This is a genomic window from Rhizobacter sp. (assembly GCA_019635355.1).
GTDB lineage: Bacteria > Pseudomonadota > Gammaproteobacteria > Burkholderiales > Burkholderiaceae_C > Rhizobacter.
Window position 1 is genome coordinate 3,674,977 of the sequence record JAHBZQ010000001.1, and the last position, 22,366, is coordinate 3,697,342.

General features: G+C 69.8%; 26 protein-coding genes. 10 read left to right on the forward strand and 16 right to left on the reverse strand.

Translation table 11 applies throughout. The features are described 5' to 3' along the window. Positions 1-4: 4 nt before the first annotated feature. Positions 5-763: a metallophosphoesterase gene (locus KF892_16825; GenBank protein ID MBX3626685.1), complete on the forward strand. Its 759-nt coding sequence runs from the start codon at positions 5-7 to the stop codon at positions 761-763. On the opposite strand, the gene KF892_16830 is transcribed toward KF892_16825, so the two are convergent. Both KF892_16830 and KF892_16835 read right to left on the reverse strand, forming a co-directional pair. Further along, positions 733-1,377: a TetR/AcrR family transcriptional regulator gene (locus KF892_16830; protein MBX3626686.1), complete on the reverse strand. Its 645-nt coding sequence runs from the start codon at positions 1,375-1,377 to the stop codon at positions 733-735. The genes KF892_16825 and KF892_16830 overlap by 31 nt on opposite strands. Positions 1,378-1,473: 96 nt before the next feature. Continuing rightward, the gene (locus tag KF892_16835; GenBank protein MBX3626687.1) at positions 1,474-1,677 is read right to left on the reverse strand and encodes a hypothetical protein; all 204 of its coding nucleotides are present in this window, start codon (positions 1,675-1,677) and stop codon (positions 1,474-1,476) included. Between the two features lie 226 nt (positions 1,678-1,903). On the opposite strand from KF892_16835, the gene KF892_16840 reads away from it, so the two are divergent. Next, entirely contained in the window at positions 1,904-2,044 is a 141-nt protein-coding gene (locus tag KF892_16840; protein ID MBX3626688.1) for a hypothetical protein, read from the forward strand. Here the strand turns inward: KF892_16840 and KF892_16845 are convergent. Beyond that, positions 2,029-2,967, reverse strand: coding sequence for a LysR family transcriptional regulator ArgP (locus KF892_16845; protein MBX3626689.1), 939 nt, complete (start codon positions 2,965-2,967; stop codon positions 2,029-2,031). The genes KF892_16840 and KF892_16845 overlap by 16 nt on opposite strands. Positions 2,968-3,041: 74 nt before the next feature. Here KF892_16845 and KF892_16850 point away from each other — a divergent pair, with 74 nt between their 5' ends. Both KF892_16850 and KF892_16855 read left to right on the forward strand, forming a co-directional pair. Continuing rightward, positions 3,042-3,659 carry an amino acid transporter gene (locus KF892_16850; protein MBX3626690.1) on the forward strand — a complete coding sequence of 206 codons (618 nt, stop codon included), beginning with the start codon at positions 3,042-3,044 and terminating at the stop codon, positions 3,657-3,659. Further along, entirely contained in the window at positions 3,656-4,954 is a 1,299-nt protein-coding gene (locus KF892_16855) for a D-amino acid dehydrogenase (GenBank protein ID MBX3626691.1), read from the forward strand. The genes KF892_16850 and KF892_16855 overlap by 4 nt, the downstream gene beginning before the upstream one ends. Here KF892_16855 and KF892_16860 read toward each other — a convergent pair whose 3' ends face one another. The 3 genes from KF892_16860 to KF892_16870 form a co-directional block, all read right to left on the reverse strand. Next, positions 4,955-5,434 carry a tetratricopeptide repeat protein gene (locus KF892_16860; protein ID MBX3626692.1) on the reverse strand — a complete coding sequence of 160 codons (480 nt, stop codon included), beginning with the start codon at positions 5,432-5,434 and terminating at the stop codon, positions 4,955-4,957. 96 nt (positions 5,435-5,530) lie between these two features. Next, entirely contained in the window at positions 5,531-6,238 is a 708-nt protein-coding gene (locus KF892_16865) for an anti-sigma factor (GenBank protein MBX3626693.1), read from the reverse strand. Further along, positions 6,235-6,816, reverse strand: coding sequence for a sigma-70 family RNA polymerase sigma factor (locus tag KF892_16870; protein MBX3626694.1), 582 nt, complete (start codon positions 6,814-6,816; stop codon positions 6,235-6,237). Before KF892_16870 ends, KF892_16865 begins: the two co-directional genes overlap by 4 nt. A 76-nt stretch (positions 6,817-6,892) precedes the next feature. On the opposite strand from KF892_16870, the gene KF892_16875 reads away from it, so the two are divergent. Further along, positions 6,893-8,179, forward strand: coding sequence for an Hsp70 family protein (locus KF892_16875; GenBank protein MBX3626695.1), 1,287 nt, complete (start codon positions 6,893-6,895; stop codon positions 8,177-8,179). 4 nt (positions 8,180-8,183) lie between these two features. Here KF892_16875 and KF892_16880 read toward each other — a convergent pair whose 3' ends face one another. Together KF892_16880 and KF892_16885 are read right to left on the reverse strand one after the other, a co-directional pair. Continuing rightward, positions 8,184-8,870, reverse strand: a complete 687-nt coding sequence (locus KF892_16880) for a YecA family protein (GenBank protein MBX3626696.1) — start codon at positions 8,868-8,870, stop codon at positions 8,184-8,186. 306 nt (positions 8,871-9,176) lie between these two features. Continuing rightward, on the reverse strand, positions 9,177-10,118 hold the full coding sequence (locus KF892_16885; protein MBX3626697.1) for a LysR family transcriptional regulator: 942 nt from the start codon (positions 10,116-10,118) through the stop codon (positions 9,177-9,179). A 103-nt stretch (positions 10,119-10,221) separates the two neighbouring features. Here KF892_16885 and KF892_16890 point away from each other — a divergent pair, with 103 nt between their 5' ends. Next, on the forward strand, positions 10,222-11,742 hold the full coding sequence (locus tag KF892_16890; protein ID MBX3626698.1) for a CoA-acylating methylmalonate-semialdehyde dehydrogenase: 1,521 nt from the start codon (positions 10,222-10,224) through the stop codon (positions 11,740-11,742). Between the two features lie 84 nt (positions 11,743-11,826). Here the strand turns inward: KF892_16890 and KF892_16895 are convergent, their stop codons facing one another. The 3 genes from KF892_16895 to KF892_16905 form a co-directional block, all read right to left on the reverse strand. Then, positions 11,827-12,732: a DUF2145 domain-containing protein gene (locus KF892_16895; protein ID MBX3626699.1), complete on the reverse strand. Its 906-nt coding sequence runs from the start codon at positions 12,730-12,732 to the stop codon at positions 11,827-11,829. Next, a complete protein-coding gene (locus KF892_16900; GenBank protein ID MBX3626700.1) occupies positions 12,732-13,154 on the reverse strand; it encodes a hypothetical protein in 423 nt (140 codons plus the stop codon). The genes KF892_16895 and KF892_16900 overlap by 1 nt, the downstream gene beginning before the upstream one ends. Positions 13,155-13,319: 165 nt before the next feature. After that, positions 13,320-14,309 (reverse strand): tripartite tricarboxylate transporter substrate binding protein, encoded by a 990-nt coding sequence (locus KF892_16905; GenBank protein MBX3626701.1) that lies wholly within the window; start codon positions 14,307-14,309, stop codon positions 13,320-13,322. 154 nt (positions 14,310-14,463) lie between these two features. Here KF892_16905 and KF892_16910 point away from each other — a divergent pair, with 154 nt between their 5' ends. Beyond that, positions 14,464-14,934 (forward strand): DUF3237 domain-containing protein, encoded by a 471-nt coding sequence (locus KF892_16910; protein ID MBX3626702.1) that lies wholly within the window; start codon positions 14,464-14,466, stop codon positions 14,932-14,934. On the opposite strand, the gene KF892_16915 is transcribed toward KF892_16910, so the two are convergent. The 4 genes from KF892_16915 to KF892_16930 are packed head-to-tail and all read right to left on the reverse strand — an operon-like array spanning position 14,931 to position 18,191. After that, positions 14,931-15,743 carry an ABC transporter permease gene (locus tag KF892_16915; GenBank protein ID MBX3626703.1) on the reverse strand — a complete coding sequence of 271 codons (813 nt, stop codon included), beginning with the start codon at positions 15,741-15,743 and terminating at the stop codon, positions 14,931-14,933. The two genes, KF892_16910 and KF892_16915, sit on opposite strands and share 4 nt — an antisense overlap. Next, a complete protein-coding gene (locus tag KF892_16920; GenBank protein ID MBX3626704.1) occupies positions 15,740-16,540 on the reverse strand; it encodes an ABC transporter ATP-binding protein in 801 nt (266 codons plus the stop codon). The genes KF892_16915 and KF892_16920 overlap by 4 nt, the downstream gene beginning before the upstream one ends. Positions 16,541-16,551: 11 nt before the next feature. Continuing rightward, complete coding sequence (locus tag KF892_16925) at positions 16,552-17,160, reverse strand: trimeric intracellular cation channel family protein (protein MBX3626705.1); 609 nt, start codon at positions 17,158-17,160, stop codon at positions 16,552-16,554. 8 nt (positions 17,161-17,168) lie between these two features. Then, entirely contained in the window at positions 17,169-18,191 is a 1,023-nt protein-coding gene (locus tag KF892_16930) for an ABC transporter substrate-binding protein (GenBank protein MBX3626706.1), read from the reverse strand. Between the two features lie 73 nt (positions 18,192-18,264). Here KF892_16930 and KF892_16935 point away from each other — a divergent pair, with 73 nt between their 5' ends. From KF892_16935 to KF892_16945, 3 genes are read left to right on the forward strand one after another with little or no spacing between them, the layout of a single operon-like run. Beyond that, a complete protein-coding gene (locus KF892_16935; GenBank protein MBX3626707.1) occupies positions 18,265-19,611 on the forward strand; it encodes a trypsin-like peptidase domain-containing protein in 1,347 nt (448 codons plus the stop codon). Next, positions 19,608-20,594 carry an FHA domain-containing protein gene (locus KF892_16940; GenBank protein MBX3626708.1) on the forward strand — a complete coding sequence of 329 codons (987 nt, stop codon included), beginning with the start codon at positions 19,608-19,610 and terminating at the stop codon, positions 20,592-20,594. Before KF892_16935 ends, KF892_16940 begins: the two co-directional genes overlap by 4 nt. Beyond that, a complete protein-coding gene (locus KF892_16945) occupies positions 20,581-21,348 on the forward strand; it encodes an SDR family oxidoreductase (GenBank protein ID MBX3626709.1) in 768 nt (255 codons plus the stop codon). Before KF892_16940 ends, KF892_16945 begins: the two co-directional genes overlap by 14 nt. A 7-nt stretch (positions 21,349-21,355) precedes the next feature. On the opposite strand, the gene KF892_16950 is transcribed toward KF892_16945, so the two are convergent. Then, positions 21,356-22,357, reverse strand: a complete 1,002-nt coding sequence (locus tag KF892_16950; GenBank protein ID MBX3626710.1) for a hypothetical protein — start codon at positions 22,355-22,357, stop codon at positions 21,356-21,358. Between the last annotated feature and the right edge of the window lie 9 nt (positions 22,358-22,366).

The window sequence follows — 22,366 nt, forward strand, 5'->3', positions numbered from 1 at the left end:
CTCGGTGAAGCTCCAGCTCCTGTCCGACCTGCACCTCGAAACCGAGGACTTCCTGCCGCAGCCGGCCCCCGGCGCCGAGCTGCTGATCCTCGGCGGCGACATCGACAGCACCTGGCAGGGCCTGTCGCACTTCCGCGACTGGCCCGTGCCGGTGCTGATGGTGGCGGGCAACCACGAGTTCGACGAGCGCGACGTGGCCGGGACCTGGCCGCTGCTGCGCGCCCATTGCGAATCGCTCGGCATCCGCCTGCTGGAGCGCGAAAGCCTCGTGCTCGCCGACGCGCAGGGCCGCCGCATCCGCTTCGTCTCGACCGTGCGCTGGTGCGACTTCGACGCCTTCGGCGAGGCCCAGCGCGAGAAGTCGATGCGCGCCGGCAGCTACTTCATGCGCGTGCAACGCTCGACCATCCATGGCCAGCCCTTCGACGCCGCGCTCGTGCGCGAGGAGGCGCTGGCCTGCAAGGCCTGGCTGGCGCAAGAGCTGGCCCGGAAGCCGAAGGCCTGGGACACCACCGTCGCGCTGACGCACTTCGCCCCCAGCCTGCGCAGCGCCGATCCCCGGTACGGAAACCAATCCGGCACCGCCAGCTTCTGCAACGCCGACGACGCGCTGCTGCCGCTCGCCGACGTGTGGATCCACGGCCACCTGCACTGCCGACACGACTACACCGTGGGCGCCACGCGGGTGGTCTGCAATGCCCGCGGTCATGCACGCCGCGGCGAGGCCGAAGGCTACGACCCGCTCTTCGTGCTCGAGGTCTGAACCGCCTTGGCGCGCCCGGCCAGGCCATCGAAGCAGGTCGACATCAGCATCTCGATGATGCGTTCATCGCTGTGCTGGCCGCTCACCTTCAAGAGGCCGAGCACCGGGTCGCAGGCGCGGGCGAAGAGGGTGTAGAGCACCACTTCCGAGGGCAGCGCCGGGTTCAGGTCGCCGGCCTGCTGTGCGGCGACGATCCATTCGCCCAGCTGGTCGCTCACGTCCATCAGCCGGTCGAGATAGGGCTTGTTGGCCATCAACGCCGAGCGCAGCGCTGAGTTCTGGGCCGGTAGCGAGGGCATTTCGCCGGCGAGCTGCACCTGCATGGTCCAGCGGGCCACGGCCTTGAGCTGCTCCACGGCGGGCGCGTCGGCCGGCAGCGTCTCCATGAAGGCCTGCGCGCGTTGCAGCACCCGCACCATCGCCGCGCCGGCGAGTTCTTCCTTGGAGCTGAAGTGCTTGTAGAGGCTGGCCTTGGCGATGCCGACATCGGCGGCCACCTCGTCGACCGTCATGATGTCGTAGCCCTTTTCGGCCAGCAGACGGTTGACCGACGCGACGATCGCGTCCTCGCGTGCCCGCAGCACCTGCTCTTTGAACGACACCTTGGTGGCCATGCGCCGATTCTAGTCAGCCGGCGCGTGACGTGGACGGCGCAGTCGCGAAAGGACTCGCCGGTGCAGCGAGTTACCGTGAAGTTGTCTCGGTGCCGGTCAGCGTTGCGGCCGCCGATCGAGCCGCTGTTGCCAGAAGCGGTCGTCGGGTTGCGCGGGGGATTGCGCCACCGGCTCGCCTTCCAGCGGCCCGAGGCTCGCGTCGAGCCCGAATGCGGTGCCCATGTCCCCGGGGTCCGGCTCGGCACTGCGGGCCGAGCGCTGCATGGCGTCTGATCTCATCCAACGGGGAAGCAGGTTCATGATGCCCTCTCGCATGGGTCCGCTTGAGAGACAGTGTGACGCGACGCCGCCGCCACGATGGGCCGATTTGCGGCGACCAAGCCACGCAATTGAGGGTTATGTGCAGGGTGCCGCCGGGCGGTGCTTGCCCCCATCCTGCGCAGGGCCGTTTGCAGCGCCTTTGCTGCAATGCAAGAAGAAGCGTCACCATCGCGTCACGCGCGCTTCGCGTATGGAGGTTGTTGTCGTGAACCGGCTGTCGATTCGAGCGCTCACCTGGCTGACGGTGCTGGCCGCGCTGTTCAGCGCGCTGCTCCTGGCCTCGGAAGACACCGCCCTGCCCGAGCTGGCACGCACGGGCGCGCAGGTGCTTCAGCCGGCGCGCTGAGCGCGGGTCGGGCCGAGCGCGGCGCGGGCGCCGGCCGCCAGCGCGTCGCCGATGCGGTCGAGCAGCGCCACCCGTTCCGACGGCGGCGTGCCATCGGGCCCGAGCCGCCACTGGTGCCAGTAGAGCTTCACGCTGAGCTCCACCTCGGGGCGCAGGGCGACCAGGTCGCCACGCGCCATCAGGCCGCTCACCTGCACGAGCGGCACTACGCCCACGCCCCAGCCCATCAGCGCGGCGCGCACATAGGCTTCCGACGAGGGCACGAAGCTTTCCTGCAGGCGCGGCGAACGCACGCCGAAGGCGCGCGCCACCCACTGCGTCTGCATGTCGTCTTTCCGGTTGAAGACGAGGAAGGGCACCTGTGAGAAGTTGCCGCGGTCCAGCCCCTGCGGCAGCCGCTGCGCGATGAACGCCGGGCTCGCGACCGCCGTGTAGCGCATCGTGCCGAGCGGCACCACGCGGCAGCCGCGCAAGGCCTCGCTCACCGTGCTCACGCAGCCGAGCACCGCCCCTTGCCGCAGCCAGTCGTGGGTGAAGTTCTGGTCGTCGACCACCAGCTCCAGCGACGCACCGGCCTGCACCACCGGGTCGAGCGCCGGCAGCACCCAGGTGGCGAGGCTGTCGGCGTTGACGGCGATCGGCAGGCGCTGGCCGCTGTCAGGGCCCACGCCGAGTTCCAGCGCCACCTCGGCGCGCATCGCCTGCAGCTGGCGGGCGAAGCGCAGCAGCACCTTGCCGGCGTCGGTGAGGCGCAGCGGCCGTGAGCGCACCACGAGCAGCTGGCCCACCTGCGCTTCGAGCGTGCGCAGGCGCTGCGACACCGCCGACTGCGTGATCGAGAGGCGGCGGGCCGCACGTTCGAAGTGGCCATCGTCGGCCAGCGCCGCCAGGCAGTCGAGGCCGGCCGGGTCGAGGTCTTTCATAAGCGTCTCTGATGAACTCTGAGAAATATGAATGACGCTTCACTTCAGCGCAAGCGCTCCCCACAATCCTGGGCATGACAGGCACCGCATTCCTCCAGGGCTGGCTGATGACGGCCGGGCTCATCGTCGCCATCGGCGCGCAGAACGCGCTGGTGCTGCGCCAGGGCCTGCAGCGTGCGCACGTGGGGCCGGTGGTGCTGCTGTGCACCGTGTCGGACTGGCTGCTGATCGCGCTCGGCGTGTTTGGCCTCGGCACGGTGATCCAGTCGTCGCCGGGGGTGCTGCAGGTCTTCCGTTTCGGGGGCGCGGCGTTTCTGCTGGCCTACGGTGCACGCTCGGCCCTGCAGGCGTGGCGCGGCCACAGCCAGCTGGTGCAGGCGGGGCCGCGGGCGGCCAGCCTGGGCGCCACGCTTGCGAGCACGCTCGCGCTGACCTATCTCAACCCGCACGTCTACCTCGACACGGTGGTGCTGCTCGGCAGCGTGGGTGCGCAGCACGGCGACACCGGGCGCATCGCCTTCGCCACCGGCGCGGGCCTCGCCTCGATGATGTGGTTCGCCACCCTCGGCTATGGCGCAGCCGCGGCCTCGCGCTGGCTGCAGCGCCCCCTCATCTGGCGCGCGATCGACGCCACGGTGGCCGTGGTGATGTTCACGGTCGCGGGGCAGTTGCTCATCGGAGGTGTGTCATGAAGGTGGTCGTGCTCGGGGCGGGGATCGTTGGCATCAGCACCGCCTGGTACCTGCTGGAGCAGGGCCACGAGGTCACCGTCGTCGACCGCCAGCCTGACGCTGCGCTGGAGACGAGCTTCGCCAACGGTGCGCAGATCTCGGTCAGCTACTGCGAGCCCTGGGCCCACCCGAGCGCGCCGCTCAAGGTCGCCAAGTGGCTGGCGCACGACGACTCGCCGCTGCTCTTTCGCCCCAAGCTCGACGTGCACCAATGGCGCTGGGGCCTGAGCTTCCTCGCCAACTGCACGCACGCGGCCTTCGAGCGCAACGTGGCGCAGCTGGTGGCGCTCGGCCGCTACAGCCACGAGTCGCTGAAGGCGCTGGTGGCGCAGACCGGCATCGAGTACAACCGGCTCGAGCGCGGCATCCTGCATTTCTTCTGCAACGCGAAAGATTTCGACGGGGCCGCAGCCGGTGCCGCGATCATGCGCCGTCACGGCGTGGACCGGCGCATCCTCTCGCGCGACGAGGTGCTGCAGGTGGAGCCGGCTCTGCGCGGCTTTGCGGAGCAGATCGTCGGCGGCACCTTCACCGCTAGCGATGAATCGGGCGATGCGCGCAGCTTCACCCAACAGCTGGCACGCCGCTGCGAAGCGCGCGGTGCCACGTTCCTCTACGGGCACGACGTGGCCGGCTTCGACGTGGCCGGCGGCGAGTTGCAGGCGGTGCGTGTGCGCCAGCGCCACGAGTCGCGCACGCTCAAGGCCGACGCCTTCGTGGCCGCGCTCGGCAGCCACACCGCGCCGCTGCTGCGCCCGCTGGGCGTGTACCTCAACATCTACCCGGCCAAGGGCTACTCGGCCACCTTCAAGCTACGCCACCCCGAACGGGCCAGCGTGGTGAGCATGATCGACGACACGCGCAAGATCGCCATCAGCCGCCTGGGCGACACGGTGCGCGTGGCCGGCACCGCCGAGATGGCGGGCTACGACACCGGGCTCGACTCACCCACCGCGCAGGTGCGCTGCGCCGCGCTGGTGAAGCGCTATGAAGAAATCTTCCCCGGGGTGGCCGACACCCGTGAGCCGAACTTCTGGGCCGGCCTGCGCCCGAGCACGCCCGACAACATCCCCTACATCGGCCGCACGCGCATCGGGCGACTGTGGGTCAACGCCGGCCACGGCACGCTCGGCTGGACGCACGGCGCCGGCTCGGGTCGCGCGCTCGCCGAGCTGATGAGCGGCCAGCGGCCGGCGCTGGCCTTCGGTTTCTGCGGCGACTCGGACGGAGCGCCGCTGCGGGAAGCCGCGGCTTGATCAGTAGTCGCTGGCCACGTACTTCTGCCCGGCCGCCTTGTAGCGCTCGATCGCACGCTTGAGGTCGGCGTACTCGCTGCAGGCCTTCTGGCAGGCGGCGCCGAGCGCGGCCAGGCGCTGCTCGGCCTTGGGCAACTCTCCCTTCATCAGGTACAGCTCGCCCGAGTATTCGAGCGTGCCCAGGTGCTGGGGGTCGATGCGCAGCGCTTCGTTGTAGAACTTCTCCGAGCCGGCCAGGTCGGGCGTCTTCGCCTTGCGCAGGCTGTAGCCCATCAGGTTGTTCCACTCGGCGCTGCCGGTGTCGTTGATGCGCTTGAGCTCCTCGATGGCGCCGCTCCAGTTGCGCGCGGCGATCTGTGCGCGCACGGGGGCGAGCTTGTCCTGGTCGCTCGAGGCGGCGCTCATGTCGGCGGCGGCTTGCGCAGCCGACAGGGTGAGGGCGAACAGGCCGAAGGCGAGAAGGCGGGAGAGTGCGTTCATGGTGGGTTTGGGTTGCCGCCGGGGATCGGCGACATGCCGGCACTTACGAGAGCGGGCCCCGGCGCGGACGCAAGGGCCATGAAAAAAGTTTCGCGCCTACCAGAGCTTGACGCAATGGCCGCTCAGCACCAGCGGCTCGGTGGGCGCCTGGCCAGCGATGGCGGGGGTGCTTTCGTAGCTCACCGCCAGCCGCGACACCTTGAAGAAGAGCTTCTCCGAAGTGTCGGCCAGCGCGACGGTGGCGGTGCCGCTGGCAGGCAGCACGCCCACCGGAAACGCGGCGCTGCCATCCTGCGGATAGGCCCACAGCTGCGCGACCCTCCCGCTCGGCACGGCCAGCGGCTTCAGGAGCTTCACGGTCAATTGGCGCCCGTGGCGGCGCGAGCTGGCGAGCAGCGTCGGTGCGCCGGCCGCATCGGTGAGCAGTCCCACGTAGCTCGCCGGCAGGGTCTCGGCGCGCGGCTCCAGGCCCACGAGCCCGGGCTCCAGGCGCAGCACCACGGTGCACAGCATCACCCCGGCCAGGACGCCCCCCAGCAGTGGCCACCAGCCGGGCTTGCGCTTCACGGGCGAGGGGAAGAGCCGCTGCTGCAGCCCCTGCCACACGTCGGGGCGCGGTGTCATCGGGGGCAGGCCTTCGGCGAGCACGGCATAACGTTCCTGCCAGCCGGCCACCGCCCGCTCGGCCTGCGGCGACTGGCGCAGCACCTGCTCGAAGCGCCGCCGTGCGCCACCGCTCAGCGTGCCGAGCGCGTATTCGCGGGCCAGTTTGTCCAGGCGCTCGGGTGGCTGCAGGTAGTTCATGCCCGGACCCCGCGCGATTCGAGGCATTCCTTCAGCTTGTCGAGCCCGCGGCGCACCCAGGCCTTGGCGGTGCCGAGTGGTGCGTTCAACGAGGTGGCAATCTCGGTGTGCACCATGCCGCGGTAGTAGGCGAGCGCGAGGGCCTGGCGTTGCGACGCGGTGAGCGTGCCCATGCAGGCGTCGATGCGTGCCTTGGCGAGGCTCGTGGCCAGCAGCTGCTGCGGTTGCGGCAGCTCGTCTTGCGCGGCGTCGAGGGTGTCGTCGTCCAGCGGCACGGTGCTCGCGCGCTCGCTGCGGCCGGCGCGCAGCAGGTCGATCGCCTTGTTGCGCACGATGTTGATCAGCCAGGTCATGGGCGTGGCCATGACCGGGTTGTAGCTGGCGGCGCTGTGCCACACGTTCATGAAAGCTTCCTGCAGCACCTCTTCGGCGCGGTCTCGGTTGTTCAAGATACGAAACGCGACGCTCAACAGATGCGCACAGGTGGCGCCATACAGCCGCTCGAAGGCCGCGCGGTCGCGCAGTGCCACGCGCGAGAGCAGCGCAGGCAGGTCGGGGCCGGGGGCATCGGTGGGCATGGCGGCCGAGTCTAGGGCCTGTCGCACCGGAGGAGCAGGCCCTAGAATCGCGCCCCCTTTTTTGCGACCTCCGCTCATGTACTGCGCCATCGACTTCGGCACATCCAATTCCGCCATTGCCATTCCGGTCGGCGGCGCGATGCAGCTGGTCGAGCTGGAAGCGGGTCACCCGACCATGCCGACGGCGGTGTTCTATTTCGCCGAAGGGCCCGAGACGAATGGCCCGCCGCGCGCCTTCGGCCGCGCCGCGCTGGCCGCGTATGTCGAAGGCATCGACGGCCGCCTGATGCGCTCGATGAAGAGCATCCTCGGCAGCAGCCTCGTCGACCAGACCACCGACGTGGGCGGTGGCCGCGGCGCCAAGTACCTCGACATCATCGGCGGCTACCTGCTGCACCTGAAGACCGCGGCCGAGCGCGCCGCCGGCGCGCGCATCGAGCAGGTGGTGATGGGCCGGCCGGTGTACTTCGTCGACGACGAGCCCGAGCGCGATGCGCAGGCCCAGGCCTCGCTCGAGTCGGCGGCGCGCGCGGTGGGCTTTCGCGAGGTGCACTTCCAATACGAGCCGATCGCCGCCGCCTTCGATTACGAACGCACCACCTCATGTGAAGAAATCGTGCTCGTGGCCGACATCGGCGGCGGCACGTCGGACTTCTCGCTCGTGCGCGTGGGCCCCGAGCGCGCCGCGCACCTCGAGCGCAAGCACGACATCCTCGCCAACCACGGCGTGCACATCGCCGGCACCGACTTCGACCGGCGCATCGAGCTGGCGAGCATCCTCGGCGAGTTCGGCTACGGCGCGTTCGGGCCGAGCGTGAACGGCGCGCCGGCGCGCGAAGTGCCGAGCGGCGTGTACTTCGACCTCGCCACCTGGCACCTCATCAACACCGTCTACAACCCGGCGCGTGTGGCCGAGCTGCGCCAGATGCGCAGCTTCTACGCCGATCCGAAGCACCACCAGCGGCTGATGACGGTCGTGACCGAGCGGCTCGGGCACGAACTTGCCTCGCGTGCCGAAGCGGCCAAGATCGCGGTGGCCGATGGCGGCGAGGTGCGCATCGACCTGAGCCACGTCGAGCACAAGCTGGCATCGACCTTGAGCGAGCCGCAGGCGGTGGCGGCGATCGAGGGCGACCTCGCGCGCATCGCCGAGGCGGCGCGGGTGACGGTCGCGCAGGCGGGCCTGCAACCGTCGCAGGTGGATGCGCTCTATTTCACCGGCGGCTCCACCGGCCTGCGCCTCCTCGCGCAGCAGATCGCGGCGGCCTTCCCGCAGGCGCGGGCGGTGCGTGGCGATCGTTTCGCGAGCGTCGCGACGGGGCTTGCGCTCTACGCGCAGCGCTGGTTCGAGCGCACGCGTTGACGGGTCACCGGCGACCGCGCGGCGGCGGTCCTGGGCGCCTCGGTTTGGCTGTGGGCCTGGGCGCGGCAGGCAGTGGCCGGCCGACGTCGGCCAGCAGCAGCGTGGCGCGCACCAGTTCTTCCACCGCGGCGCTCAGGTCTTCGGGCGGCTCCAGCGTGTCGATCTCGGCCAGCAGCGCATCGGCGTCTTCCAGGTCGTCGGGGTCGAGGTGGCGGTACAGCAGCGCGAGCGGCTCGGTGAGCACCGATTCATCGCGCTGCATCAGCTCCGGGAAACATTCCATCGCGAGCGCGAAGCCGGCCACCCACGGGTACACCGCGTCGGGTGCGGCCGGTTCGTCTTCGTCATCGCTCTCCAGCTCGAACACCCACGGGTCGAACCACTGGCGGCGCGCGATTGCATCGTTCAGCTCGGCGTGACGACGCTGCGCCAGTGCGTGCAGGCGCGACGCGTCGAAGCTGGCCGGCAAGGCGCGCCCGTCGGCATCGGTGATGTGCGGCAACCAGCGACTCGCCGGCACCCGCACCGGCTGCACCAGCACGCCGCAGAGGTAGCCGTCGAGCATGCTGACGTCGAGTGGCTCCAGCGGCGCGGGCACACGGTCGAGCAAGGATTGCAACTCGTCGATCTCGCGTTCACCGAACGGTGGTGTGTCGTTCGAGGCGTGACGGGAAGAGGGCGGTGTGGGCATGCCGCATTGTCGCGCCCCCCAAAAGAGGGTGGAGGAAATGGCTTGCTACAAAGCACTTCGATCCGTCCCTCGTATTGGGGATGGAGTGTGTTTGTGAGGCCCGACTACAGTGCCCCGGTGCTGTCACACGGGGTCTTTTGACCACCACGTACACGGTTCCACTCGACAGAGCGCCGAAGAACAACAACGCGACGCCCACACGAAGAAACGAGAGAACCCGCAACGGTCCCAACGACGTCCTCTAGAGGACTTGAACAGCCCACCCTTCACCGGGTGGGCTTTTTTTTCGCCGCTGTCACGCCATCGTCACTCGATCGGGAAGCCGGCGCTGAAACCCTGCTTCAGGTGCGCCACCAGCGCCTGCACCGCCTTCGGCGTGGTGGGGCTCCACGGGTGCAGCGCGTAGAGGGCATCACCGAAGGCGCCCACCGGCCGCCACGCCGGCAACACCACACGCAGGCGCTTCGTGCGCAGCGCGGCGACGGCGCTGAAATCGGGCACGAGGGCGATGCCCAGGCCCGAGAGCGCGGCGTCGCGCAGCACCTCGCTGTTGCCCGCGCGCAAGGGCCCCTGCACCGTCACGTTCACCCGCTCCGGGCCGCTGCGCGCGGCGCGCTCGAACTGCCACACCGTCGGCCCCGGGCGCAGGTAGGCCAGGCACGCGTGCTGCGCGAGCTCGCTCGGGTGCGTGGGCGTGCCGTGGCGTTTGAGATAGGCATGGCTGGCCACCAGCAGTGCGCGTGAGGCGCACAACTTCCACGCGACGTGGTTGTCGGGCGGCGCGCTGGTGTGGCGCACGGCGAGGTCGTAGCCCTCGTGGGCGAGCGTGGCGAAACGGTCCGACAGGTCGAGCTCGACCCGCACCTCGGGTTGCGCCCGCAGGAAGGTCTCGATGTGCGGCGCGAGGTGCTGGCGCCCGAGCGCGACGGGGGCCGTGAGCCGCACCAGGCCGCGCGGCTGTGCGGCGAGGTCACGCGCCTCGCCCACGCTGCGTGCGATGAGCGCGAAGCTTTCGGTCGTCTGCTCGGCCAGGCGCTGGCCCGCTTCGGTGAGGCGCACCGAGCGGGTGGTGCGCTGCACCAGCGTCTGGCCCACGGTGCGCTCGAGATCGCTGATGCGCTGACTCACCGCCGCTTTCGACAAGCCCAGGCGCTGCGCCACCTGCGTGTAGCTCGCGGTCTGCGCGAGCAGCACCAGGGTGTGCACCTGCGGCCAGAGCAGGTCGACGCGGGGATCGAGGGTCGCCATCAGTGTTCAGTTTATCGAACGATGAAGTCAGGCCAATCGCATTGGCAAGCGTCGGGGCGGCGCCTAGACTGGTTTCAGCAACACACACGACGCTGGAGACCCCATGGGCGCACCCGAAGCCTTCACCACTGCCCACGACGTGGGCCACTTCATCCACGGAGAGCCGGTGGCCGGCAGCAGCGGGCGGCGCCAGGCGGTCTACAACCCGGCCACCGGCCGGGTGGCGCGGCAGCTCACGCTGGCGAGCGTCGACGAGGTGAACGCGGCCGTGGCGTCGGCCCAAGCGGCCTTCCCCGCCTGGGCCGACACCCCGCCGCTGCGCCGCGCGCGGGTGATGTTCAAGTTCCTCGAACTGATGAACCAGCACCGCGACACGCTCGCCGCGATGATCACCGCCGAACACGGCAAGGTGTTCACCGATGCGCAGGGCGAGGTCAGTCGCGGCATCGACATCATCGAGTTCGCCTGCGGCATTCCGCAGCTCCTGAAGGGCGACTACACCGAGCAGGTGTCGACCGGCATCGACAACTGGACGCTGCGCCAGCCGCTCGGCGTGGTGGCCGGCATCACGCCCTTCAACTTCCCGTGCATGGTGCCGTGCTGGATGTTCCCGGTCGCGATTGCCGCGGGCAACAGCTTCGTGCTCAAGCCCAGCGAGCGTGACCCGTCGCCTTCGATCTTCATGGCGCAATTGCTGAAGGACGCCGGCCTGCCCGATGGCGTGTTCAACGTCGTGCAGGGCGACAAGCTCGCCGTCGACACGCTGCTGACCCACCCCGACGTGAAGGCCATCAGCTTCGTCGGCTCGACGCCGATCGCGCAATACATCTACGAGACCGGCGCGCACCACGGCAAGCGGGTGCAGGCGCTCGGCGGCGCGAAGAACCACATGGTGGTCATGCCCGATGCCGACCTCGACCAGGCGGTGGATGCGCTCATCGGCGCCGGCTACGGCTCGGCCGGCGAGCGCTGCATGGCGATCAGCATCGCGGTAGCGGTGGGCGACGTGGCCGACAAGCTCGTGCCGGCGCTCGCCGCGCGTGCCAAGACGCTCAAGATCAAGAACGGCATGGAGCTCGACGCCGAGATGGGCCCCATCGTCACGCGCGAGGCGCAGCAGCGCATCGCCGGCTACATCGAGCATGGCGTGACCGAAGGCGCGAAGCTCGTCGTCGATGGCAGAGGCTTCACGGTGCCTGGCCATGAACAGGGCTTCTGGCTCGGCGGCACGCTCTTCGACCACGTGACGCCCGAGATGAAGATCTACAAGGAAGAGATCTTCGGCCCGGTGCTCGGCGTGGTACGCGTGCCCGATTTCGCGTCGGCCGTGAAGCTCATCAACGAGCACGAGTTCGGCAATGGCGTGTCGTGCTTCACCAGCGACGGCAACGTGGCGCGCGAGTTCGCCCGCCGCATCCAGGTCGGCATGGTGGGCATCAACGTGCCCATCCCGGTGCCGATGGCGTGGCATGGCTTCGGCGGCTGGAAGAAGAGCCTCTTCGGCGACATGCACGCCTATGGCGAAGAGGGCGTGCGCTTCTACACCAAGCAGAAGAGCGTGATGCAGCGCTGGCCCGCGAGCATCGGCAAAGGCGCCGAGTTCGTGATGCCCACCTCGAAATGACGGCCCCTCGTCCGTGAGTACACGGCCGATCCCCCGAGGGGATGCCGGCCGGCTTGGGGCGGCCCGGCGCTCGGCCGGCACGCGCTAAGAAAAGGGGATCACCGTGTCCCCATCACCCGGCGTGCATCCCGCCGCAATCGGCTCCCACCCTCGCCGCACCACCATGTGCCGCTCGTTGTGGCAGAACTCCATGCGCGTCGCGCCCGGCACCTGCTGGCGCACGAAGGCTTCGATGGCCACCGGCATGCTGATGCGCAGGCTCGCCTCGCGCAGGTCGGCGTCGGGGTGGTCGTCGCGGTGCAGCCAGGGCACGAAGACCATCGCGAGCGAGAGCATCCAGCGGTGATGGATGTCGAAGCGGCTCGGCTGGTAGTCGTGCTGCGCGAGCCATTGCTGGGCTTCGCGGCGTGAGCCGATGGGTGTGTCGGACCAGGCGCCGGCCAGCAGCTCGGCCACCCACTGGTTGCAGTTCTGGTACTGGTCGCTGAAGGCGAACGCGTTGGCGCTGTACACCCCGGCCAGCAGCGAGAGGGCGCCGTGCTTGTCGAGTGCCGCGGCCTCCAGCCGGCGTGCGGCGGCCTCGGGCAGGAAGACGATCGAGACGTAGCCTTCTTTCGGGTCTTCGGTGCCGAGCAGGAAACCCGAGATGCCCTGGTCGTAGAGGCGCGGCCGCCCTTCGTCGCAGGCGTAGTAGAGCTGGCGCACCGCCCAGGGAATGTCGGCGTTGGCCTTGAGGCTCACCCCGGCGTGCGAGTAGCGGTGGCCGAAGCGGGCGAGGTCGAGCCCCGAGCGCGACATCAGCGCCACACCGCCGGTGGCGTGCGCTTCGAGGGTGGTCTTGATGACACCGCCCAGGCGGAAGAGGCGGTCTTTCTGCGCAGCGTCGAGGTCGAGCGGCTGGTCGCAGAAGCGGTAGCTGCCCGCGTGGGCGCCGAGCGCGGCGCCGCACAGCGCGAGCAGTACCGCTGCCCGCGCGACCCAGCGTGAAATCAAAGCGTGACGGCGTTGGACTGCAGCTCGCGGTGCCAGGCGTCGTGCATCACGAGGAAGAAGGCGCGGCCGGTGTCGGCACGGGCGAACTCCACGCCATAGACGCGCGGCTTGGCGGTGATCACCTGGCCGGCGGCGACCGGGTCGCGGGCGACGACCTGCGCCGGCACGTAGAGCACGAAGCTGTCATCGGCTTTGGCATCGGCGGCCACGGGGGCGAGCGTCAGGCGCACGGTGCCGGGGCGCTCGGCCACTTCGGCGACCTCGGTGACCTTGTAATCGCCGGCGGCGGTCTTGTCTTTCTTCGACGAACCATCGCTCGACTTCTCGAACGAGGTGGACACGCTGCCGACCGAGGCGGAAACCCCTTCGGAGGCCGACGACGCGGCGGTCGAACTCGCGAACACAGGCGGGGTGGCGATGCCGAGGGCAAGCGCCGCGGCGGCGGCCAGGGGGGTGGCAAGACGGGTGAACTTCATCGTGCAGCTCCGGGATGACATGAGGATCAGGGACAGCGCAGCATAGTGCACCCGCGCCGCCCGATCCTTGTCAATCTGTGACCCGGACGGCGCACCCGCCGCCGAGGGTCAGTCGCCCTTGAAGCCGCTCTGCTTGACGATGGCCGCCCAGCGTGGTGCTTCCGCCTTGACCATCTTCTCGGCGTCGGCACGCGAGGTGCCGGTGACGGTGAAGCCGGCGTCGATGAGCTTCTGCTTCACGTCGGCCGATTGCACGGCGGCCACGGCCTGCTTGCTCAGGGTGTCGAGCACGGCGGCCGGCGTGCCGGCGGGGGCGAAGAGGGCGAACCAGGCCGAGAAATCGACCTTGGGCAGGCCGGCTTCGGTGAAGGTGGGCACGTCGGGCAGCAGCGGCGAGCGGGCGTGGGCGGTGGTGGCCAGGGCGCGCATCTTGCCGGCCTTGATCTGGGCCGAGCCGAGGGCGGTCGACACGAAGGCGCCTTCCACCTGGCCGCCGACGATGGCGGTGATGGCGTCGCCGGTGGCGCGGTAGTGGATGGGCTCGACCTTGAAGCCGCCCTGTTCGGCCAGCATCTCGCCGCCGAAGTGGCCCGGCGTGCCGGCGCCGAAGGTGGCGAAGTTGACGCGGTCCTTGTTGGCCTTGCCGGCCTTCACGAAATCGGCCACCGTCTTGTGCGGTGACTGCACCGGCACGACGAGCAGGAAGTCGGAGCGCACGAGTTCCGCCACCACCGCCAGCTCCTTCGCCGGGTCATACGGCAGCTTGCTGAACGCGGGCGGTGCAATGCTGATCGAGCCCACCTCGCCGATCAGCAACGTGTAGCCATCGGGGGCGCTCTTGGCCACGGCTTGCGTGGCGATCTGGCCACCGGCACCGGCGCGGTTGTCGACCACGACCGACTGCTTGAGGCTCGTCTCCAGCTTCTGCCCGACGAGGCGCGTCACGATGTCGGGCCCGGTGCCGGGCGGGAAGCCCACCACCAGCTTGACCGGCTGGGTCGGGTAGGCCTGGGCGAGGCCCAGCGTGGGCGAGGCGAGCGCGGCAAGGCTCGCGGCGGCGATCAGGGCACGGCGGGTGACGAGGTGAACGGTTCGCATGGTGGTGGGTCTCCTTGGGGGTGGAGTGTGGGCCGGTCGGGGCGTCCGGCGTGTCATCCCTGAGGACGACAACGCGGCGTCATCTTCTGGGATGACCGGGTGAACGCCAGGGCGCGCGTATCGTCGCGCCATCGTCCGCCCTCGACCCGCTGCCATGACCGACATTGCCCCGCCGCCCGCCCTCGTCCCCATGTGCCAGGTCCGCTGCGAGGTGGAGAAGCTCGTCACGCTCGGCGGCGGCCCGTATGGCGAGCGGCGCTACATCCCGCTCAAGGGCGGCACGGTGAAAGGCCCCGAGCTCAACGGCACGCTGGTCGATGGCGGTGTCGACTGGCAGATCAACCGTGGCGACGGCGTGCTCGACATCTCGGCCCACTACGTGATCCAGGCCGACGACGGCGCGCTGATCGAGGTCACGAGCGTGGGCATGCGCCACGCCGAGCCCGCGGTGATGGCACGCCTGGCCAAGGGCGAGTCGGTCGACCCGAGCGAGTACTTCTTCCGCACGCTGATCCGCTTCCAGGCCGGCGCGCCGGCTTGGCTGCACCTCAACAAGACGATGGCCATCGCCTCCGGCCGCCGCGAGGCGCGCATGGTGATCCTCGACTACTTCCGCATCACCTAGAGCTTCTCGGTTTCGCCGCTCTTCGGCTGCCACTTCATCAGCCGCCGTTCGGCCTGGCCCACGAGCGCATCCAGCAGCAGCGCAAACACGGTCAGCACGAGGATGCCCGCCATCACCGTGTTGATGTCGAACGCACCCTCGGCCTGCAGGATGAGGTAGCCCACGCCGCGCGCCGAGCCCAGGTACTCGCCCACCACCGCGCCCACGAAGGCCAGGCCCACGCTCGTGTGCAGCGAGCTGAAGACCCAGCTCATGGCGCTCGGCAGGTACACGTGGCGCAAGAGCTGCCGCGGGCTCGCCCCGAGCATGCGCGCGTTGGCCAGCACGATGGGGCTCACTTCCTTCACGCCCTGGTAGACGTTGAAGAAGACGATGAAGAAGACGAGCGTCACACCGAGCGCCACCTTGCTCGCCACGCCAAGGCCGAACCACACCGCGAAGATCGGCGCGAGGATCACGCGCGGCATCGAGTTCAGCGCCTTGATGTAGGGGTCGCAGATGGCGGCCGCGAGCGGGCTCAGCGCGAGCCACATGCCGCAGGCAAGGCCGAGCACGGTGCCGATGCCGAAGGCGAGCACCGTCTCCAGCAGCGTCACGCCCAGGTGCTGGTAGATGTCGGCGTTGCCGACGAACCAGGCCCAGATGCGGCCGAAGATCTTCACCGGCTCGCCGAAGAAGAAGGCCGCCTGGCGGTCGTCGGCGAAGAGGAAGGGTGGCACGAGGCCCGGTGTGGTGAGCACGTGCCACAGCAGGAACACCGCCACCAACAGGGCGAGCTGCGCGAATCGAAGCGTGAAGGTGTTCTTCATGCGGCCAACTGCTGCTGGTAGCCCTTGAGCACTTCGTCGCGCAGCACCGACCAGATGGCCTGGTGCAGCTCCACGAAGCGCGGCGTGACGCGCACCTCGGCCACGTCGCGCGGGCGTGGCAGGTCGATGTGGAACTCGCCGATGGGGTGCGAGGCCGGCCCGGCGCTCAGCACGACGACGCGGTCGCTCATCGCAATCGCCTCGTCGAGGTCGTGGGTGATGAACAAGACGGCTTTGCGCTTCGCCGCCCACAAGGCCAGCACCTCGTTCTCCATCAGCTGCCGCGTCTGGATGTCGAGGGCGGAGAAGGGCTCGTCCATCAGGATGATGTCGGGGTCGAGCACCAGCGTCTGCGCGAGGCTCACGCGCTTCCTCATGCCGCCCGAGAGCTGGTGCGGGTAACGGTCGCCGAAACCGCCCAGGCCCACACGTTTGAGCCACTCGTCGGCCTGCGCTCGCGTATCGGCCACGCCGCGGAACTCGAGCCCCGCCATCACGTTGCCCCGCGCGGTGCGCCAGGGCATCAGCGATTCCGTCTGGAACATGTAGCCGGCGCGGCGGTTGAGCCCGGCGAGCGGCTCGCCGAAGACACGCACCGTGCCGCGGCTGGGTGCCAGCAAACCGGCCGCCACGTTGAGCAAGGTGCTCTTGCCGCAGCCGGTCGGCCCGACGACCGACACGAACTCTCCGGCGCCGACGGTGAGCGAGACATCGTCGACCGCGGTGTAGCGCTGTGCGGGGTCGTCGCGCGAGACGAAGGTGCAGCTCACCGCGTCGAGTTGCAGGGCAGGGGTCATGGGTTCGGGGCTCAGGAGACCGCGGAGAACACGGGCAGCTTCAGGTCGTAGGCGATCGCGGCCAGGCGTGTGCCTGCCACCGTGACCGCGCCCGCCCCGAAGGCCCACGCGGTGGAGACCTTGGCCGCGCGGGCCAGCAGGTACACCACGATGCCCGCGATGGCGGCGGTGGCGTAGATGTCTTGCCGCAGGATGAGCGGCACCTTGGCCGACAGCACGTCGCGCAGCACGCCGCCGCCCGAGCCGGTGAGCGTGCCCATCAGCACCGTCACCATCGGTCGGCAGCCGGCCTTCTCGGCCACCTGCGCGCCGGAGATCGCGAAGACCGCGAGGCCGATCGCGTCGGCGATGAGCAGGGCGTCGGTCGGCACGGGCAGCACCTGCACCCACAACAGCGTGGCCGCGGTCGCGGCGAGGATGGTCCAGATCGGCCCGCTGTCGTGCATCCAGAAGATCGGGTGCCGGTTGAGCAGCACGTCGCGCAGCGTGCCGCCACCAATGGCGGTGATGGACGCCAGCACGATGATGCCGAGCAGGTCGAGCCGCGTGGCGATGCCGGCCAGCGCGCCGCTGGCGGCGAAGACGGCGACGCCGAAGAGGTCGAGGACGTAGAGCAGCAAGGGGCGCCCTAACCCTTGGGGTACTTCGCGTTCGCCTTCTTCACGAAGTCGTTGGTGTAGACCGCGCCGAGGTCGAAGTTGACGCTCTTCAGGCTCTCGTCGACGCTCAACAGCGCGCGCAGCGCGGTGGTGGCGCCGGCATCGGGCACGCTGCCGTCGGGCGAGAGGGCGCCGCGGCTCGCGAGGAAGGCGTCGATGTAGACGGCGCGGTCGCCGAGCAGGTAGCTCTCGGGCACGGCTTTCACGATCTCGCTCGGGCCCGCGGCCTGGATCCATTTGTCGGCGCGCACGATGGCGTTGGTCAGCGCCTGCACGGTGCGCGGGTGTTTGTCGATGAAGGCCTGCGGTGCGTAGAGGCAACCGGCCGGCATCGGCCCGCCGAACACCCGGTCGGCCTCGGCCACCAGGCGGGTGTCGGACACGATCTTCAGGTCGCCGCTGCGCTGCAGGAGCGTGATCACCGGGTCGAGGTTGGACATCGCATCGATCTGGCCGGCGCGCATCGCCGCCACCGCGCCGTTGCCGGCGCCCACGCCGATGATCGACACGTCGCTCGGCTTGAGCCCCGCCTTGGCGAGCACGAAGTTCACCATCACGTTGGTGCTCGAGCCGGGCGCGGTGACCCCGATCTTCTTGCCCTTCAGGTCGGCCACCGTCTTGAAGCCGGGCATGGTCTTCGGGTTCACGCCCAGCACGATCTGCGGGGCACGGCCCTGCAGCACGAAGGCACGCAGCTTCTGGCCTTTCGCCTGCATGTTGATCGTGTGCTCGAAGGCGCCCGAGACGACGTCGGCGCTGCCGCCGATCACCGCTTGCAGCGCGCGCGAGCCGCCGGCGAAGTCGACGATGGTCACGTCGAGCCCTTCGGCCTTGAAGTAGCCCAGGCTCTCGGCGATGGTGAGCGGCAGGTAGTAAAGGAGGTTCTTGCCGCCGACCGCGATGGTGACCTGTGGCTTTTCAGGGGCGGTGGGCTGGCTGTGCACGAGGCCAGGCAGTGTGAATGCGGCCAGCGCGAAGGTACGTCGTTGCATGGACACGGTCTCCTTGGTTGGGGCCACTTGTACCAAGCGTGGAGAACCACGTGCATCCGTAGAATCCACCGCAATGCGAGTCGAACTCCAGCGCCTGGCCGCGCTGCTGGTGCTGGCGTGTGCCGGTGCCGCAGCGTTTGCCGCACCGCCGCCGCCGGTGCCCGTGGTGGCCCCTGCCGCCGACCCCGCCGCGTCGGCGCCCGTGTCGCTCTCGGCACGCAAGGTGTACGAGCAGGCGAGGTCGCAGCTGGTGCAGATCCGCACCGTGCTCAAGGGCCAGGCCAGCCAGACCTCGGTGGGCTCGGGCTTCGTGGTCAGCAAGGACGGCCACCTGATCACCAATTTCCACGTCGTCAGCGAGGCCGCGCTCAAGCCGGAGCGGCACGAGCTGGTGCTCGTCACCGCCGACGGCCGCGAGACACCGGCGCAGATCCTGATGCTCGACGTGCTGCACGACCTCGCGCTGCTCAAGGTGCAAGACCCGAAGAAGACCAGCGGCTACGACGCGCTGAGTTTCCGGCCCGACACCGACAAGCTCGCGCAGGGCGAGCGCATGTATTCGCTCGGCAACCCGCTCGACGTGGGCTTCGCGGTGATCGAGGGCAACTACAACGGGCTGGTCGAGCGCAGCTTCTACCCGCAGATCTTCTTCGCCGGCTCGCTGAGCGGCGGCATGAGCGGCGGCCCGGCGCTCGACCAGGCCGGGCGGGTGATCGGCATCAACGTGGCGCGGCGGGTCGACGGCGAGCAGGTGAGCTTCCTCGTGCCGGCCTCGTTTGCGAGCGCGCTGCTGGCGCGGGGGCGCGACGCGGTGCCGCTCAAGGGCAACGCCTGGCCCATCGTCGCCGCGCAGCTCACCGCGCACCAGGACGTGCTCACCGAGCGCTTCATCGCGCAAGGCTGGAAGCCCGGCACGCACCCGCGCTACAGCGTGCCGGTGCCGCCCGACCGGTTCATGCGCTGCTGGGGCTCGAGCGAACCCTCGCGCACCGGCGGGCTCGACTTCGAGCGCTCCGACTGCGTGATGGACACGCGCATCTTCGTGGGCGAATTCAACACCGGCACCATCGCCACCCGCCACGAAGCGTATGACGGCAGCAAGCTCGGCACGATGCGCTTCGCCGCGCAGTATTCGGCGAGCTTCCGCAACGAAGGCTTTGGCCGCCTCGGCCCGCAGCACCAGACCAAGCCGCAGTGCCACGAGGGGTATGTCGACCGCAAGGGCCTCGCGCTGCGCACCGTGGTCTGCGTGCGCGCCTACAAGAAGCTGCCCAAGCTGTACGACGTGGCCGTGCTCGTGGCCACGCTCGACCAGCCGCAGGCCGGCGTGCAGGGCCGCTTCGATGCGCAGGGCGTGAGCTACGCGAGCGCGATGAAACTCGCGCAGCACTACATCGAGGCCTACGCATGGGTGAAATGAGTTCGACCCTCGCCCTGCTGGAAGTGCTCGACCGCGACGGCGTGGTGCGCCAGAGCGTGAAGGTCGGCGCCTGGCCGTTGCGGGTGGGGCGTGCGCTCGACAACGACCTCGTGCTCGACGACCCGCACACCGCGCCCGAGCACCTGCGCATCGCGCGTGACGACAGCGGCCAGCTGGCCTTGACCGTTGGCGACAGCGTCAACGGCCTGCAGCTCAACGGCCGCACGCTCGCCGCCGGCGAGCAGGTGGTGCTGCCGGCGGGGCCACACGACAAGCCGGTGTCGCTGGTGCTTGGCCGCACCCAGCTGCGCCTGCGCCTGGCCACACAGCTGCTCGCGCCCGAGCAGCGGCTCGGCACGGCGCGTGTGCTCACCCAGGGCCTGCCGACGCTGCTCGTGCTGGCGCTGGCCGCCGCGCTGGTGCTGGGCTTCAACACCTGGCTCGACAGCGAGCCCGACCTGCTGACCAAGTCGCTCGCGTCGTCGGCGATCTCGGCGCTGGCCATCGGCTTCGGCTGGGCGGGCGTGTGGACGCTCCTCTCCAAGGTCTTCACCCACCAGGCCCATTTCGGCTGGCACCTGCGGGTGATGCTGCTGGCCGTGCTCGCGTGGGAGGCCCTGATGGCCGGCACCTCGCTGCTGGCCTTCGCCTTCTCGTGGCCCTGGATCACCGACTTCAATTTCGTGCCGGCCTACGCCATCCTCGGGGCGATGCTGTATTTCCACCTGCAGGCGGTGGAGCCGCTGCACCCGCGGCGCACGCTCGGCTTCGCGGTGGGCAGCGCGCTCACCGGGCTGGCGCTCAGCCTGTGGTTCAACGTGCAGGCGACCGACCGGGTCGGCAGCGAGCTCTACATGAACCACCTCTTTCCGCCCGCGCTGCGGGTGGCCAAGCCGATGGAGGTGACGGACTTCATGCAGGGCGCGGCCGGGCTGCAGGCCCGCGTCGATGCGAAGGCGAAGAAGACCGATGCAGAAGACTGACTCCCCCAACGCGCGGACCGTGCTCGTCACCGGCGGCAGCCGTGGCATCGGCGCTGCCACCGCGCGCCTGTGCGCCGCCCGCGGCTACGCGGTGGCCGTCAACTACGCGCGCGACGCCGCTGCGGCCGACGCGGTGTGCGAGGCCATCGCGCAGGCCGGTGGCCGAGCGCTCGCCATGCAGGCCGACGTGGCCGACGAGGCCCAGGTGCTCGCGATGTACGCCCGCCTCGATGCCGAGCTGCCGCCGCTCGCCGGCCTGGTCAACAACGCCGGGGTCATCGACGTGGGCGCGCGGGTCGACACGATGAGCGTGGCCCGCCTGCGCCGCATGTTCGACATCAACATCCTCGGCAGCTTCCTCTGCGCGCGCGAAGCGTTGCGCCGGATGTCGACGAAACACGGCGGCACCGGCGGCGCCATCGTCAACCTCTCGTCGGCCGCGGCGCGCATCGGCTCGCCCGGCATGTACGTCGACTACGCGGCGGCCAAGGGGGCCATCGACACCTTCACCCTCGGCCTGGCCAAGGAAGTGGCGATGGAAGGCGTGCGGGTGAACGGCGTGCGGCCCGGCATCATCGACACCGAGATCCACGCCTCGGGCGGCCTGCCCGACCGGGCGCACCAGTCGGCGGCGCTGATCCCGATGCAGCGGCCGGGCACGGCCGACGAGATCGCGAACGCGATCGTGTGGCTGCTCTCCGACGAGGCGAGCTACACCACGGGCGCCATCCTCGACGTGACCGGCGGGCGCTGAGTCGGCGTCAGAGGCCGGCCAGCAAACGCGCGCGCTCGCGTTCGGCGGGGCCGAAGTGGGACTGCAGCAGGCGCTCGAGCCGCTGCTGCTTCTCGGGCACCTCGAGGTCGGCGGCGACGATCTGGTCGCGCTCGCGGATGAAGCTCGCGTGGCGCAGCTCCCAGGCCTGGCGTTCCGCCTCGAACTTCTCGCGCTCGATCTCGACGGCGGACTTGGCGCCTTCGGTGTCGACGAACTGGCGGCGCAAAAAGGTCACCTCGGCATCGCTCTCGCCGCGCGAGCGCATCTCGGCGACCTGCTTTTCCATCGCAAACGAAAACTCGGTGCCGCCGAATTCCTGCGCCGCCACCTCGGGCGGCAGGCTCATGCGCAGCGCGAGCAGGCGCTGGTGCTGCTGCGCTTCGCTCAAGGAGGGGTCGGCAAAGATGCGCGCCACTTCCGAGGCATAGAGGCCGCGCGCCTCCTGCACGCCGAAGAGTTCCTGCACCGAGACCGAATCGAAATGCCGGCGGCGCAGCGCCATCTGGCGGTCGAGCAGCTCGCGCGCCGACAGCGGCGCCTGTGTCTTCAACTGCTTGAGCAGCTCGCGCTCGTCCTCGCGGTAGGCGGCGTAGCGCTGCAGGAGCCCGAAGGCCCTCTCGGCGGCCAGTGCGGGCAGCTGGCTGCGCAGCCTCGCTTCGAGGGGGGCCAGCGCTTGGCCGCGGCCGGCGAGGGCGAGCCAGCTGTCGAGCACGGGAAGGGTCTTCGCACTCACCAGCAGGCGGCCGAGCGGGTCGACGCTGAAGGGGCTGCCCGCGGGCAACGCGCCGACGGTCGGCACGCGGTCATCGTCGGTCTGGGGCACGGCCACGTCGGCCAGCGCCGGGGTGTTGCGCTCGATCGCCGCCATCGTGCGGGCCAGGCTGCCGGCCGTGGCATCGGGCTGTGGGCGCGACAGGTAGGCCACGCCGCCCGCCACGGCCGTCACGCCGGCCAGGGCGATCCAGAAGGGGGTGGTGAAGGTGGCCACGTGCGAAAC

Bases quoted from the DNA above. Each gene is read 5' to 3' on its own strand.
- KF892_16830 (MBX3626686.1), bottom strand. From the start codon at position 1,377: ATGGCCACCAAGGTGTCGTTCAAAGAGCAGGTGCTGCGGGCACGCGAG.
- KF892_16835 (MBX3626687.1), bottom strand. From the start codon at position 1,677: ATGAACCTGCTTCCCCGTTGGATGAGATCAGACGCCATGCAGCGCTCG.
- KF892_16845 (MBX3626689.1), bottom strand. From the start codon at position 2,967: ATGAAAGACCTCGACCCGGCCGGCCTCGACTGCCTGGCGGCGCTGGCC.
- KF892_16850 (MBX3626690.1), top strand. From the start codon at position 3,042: ATGACAGGCACCGCATTCCTCCAGGGCTGGCTGATGACGGCCGGGCTC.
- KF892_16855 (MBX3626691.1), top strand. From the start codon at position 3,656: ATGAAGGTGGTCGTGCTCGGGGCGGGGATCGTTGGCATCAGCACCGCC.
- KF892_16860 (MBX3626692.1), bottom strand. From the start codon at position 5,434: ATGAACGCACTCTCCCGCCTTCTCGCCTTCGGCCTGTTCGCCCTCACC.
- KF892_16865 (MBX3626693.1), bottom strand. From the start codon at position 6,238: ATGAACTACCTGCAGCCACCCGAGCGCCTGGACAAACTGGCCCGCGAA.
- KF892_16870 (MBX3626694.1), bottom strand. From the start codon at position 6,816: ATGCCCACCGATGCCCCCGGCCCCGACCTGCCTGCGCTGCTCTCGCGC.
- KF892_16875 (MBX3626695.1), top strand. From the start codon at position 6,893: ATGTACTGCGCCATCGACTTCGGCACATCCAATTCCGCCATTGCCATT.
- KF892_16880 (MBX3626696.1), bottom strand. From the start codon at position 8,870: ATGCCCACACCGCCCTCTTCCCGTCACGCCTCGAACGACACACCACCG.
- KF892_16885 (MBX3626697.1), bottom strand. From the start codon at position 10,118: ATGGCGACCCTCGATCCCCGCGTCGACCTGCTCTGGCCGCAGGTGCAC.
- KF892_16890 (MBX3626698.1), top strand. From the start codon at position 10,222: ATGGGCGCACCCGAAGCCTTCACCACTGCCCACGACGTGGGCCACTTC.
- KF892_16905 (MBX3626701.1), bottom strand. From the start codon at position 14,309: ATGCGAACCGTTCACCTCGTCACCCGCCGTGCCCTGATCGCCGCCGCG.
- KF892_16910 (MBX3626702.1), top strand. From the start codon at position 14,464: ATGACCGACATTGCCCCGCCGCCCGCCCTCGTCCCCATGTGCCAGGTC.
- KF892_16915 (MBX3626703.1), bottom strand. From the start codon at position 15,743: ATGAAGAACACCTTCACGCTTCGATTCGCGCAGCTCGCCCTGTTGGTG.
- KF892_16920 (MBX3626704.1), bottom strand. From the start codon at position 16,540: ATGACCCCTGCCCTGCAACTCGACGCGGTGAGCTGCACCTTCGTCTCG.
- KF892_16930 (MBX3626706.1), bottom strand. From the start codon at position 18,191: ATGCAACGACGTACCTTCGCGCTGGCCGCATTCACACTGCCTGGCCTC.
- KF892_16935 (MBX3626707.1), top strand. From the start codon at position 18,265: ATGCGAGTCGAACTCCAGCGCCTGGCCGCGCTGCTGGTGCTGGCGTGT.
- KF892_16940 (MBX3626708.1), top strand. From the start codon at position 19,608: ATGAGTTCGACCCTCGCCCTGCTGGAAGTGCTCGACCGCGACGGCGTG.
- KF892_16945 (MBX3626709.1), top strand. From the start codon at position 20,581: ATGCAGAAGACTGACTCCCCCAACGCGCGGACCGTGCTCGTCACCGGC.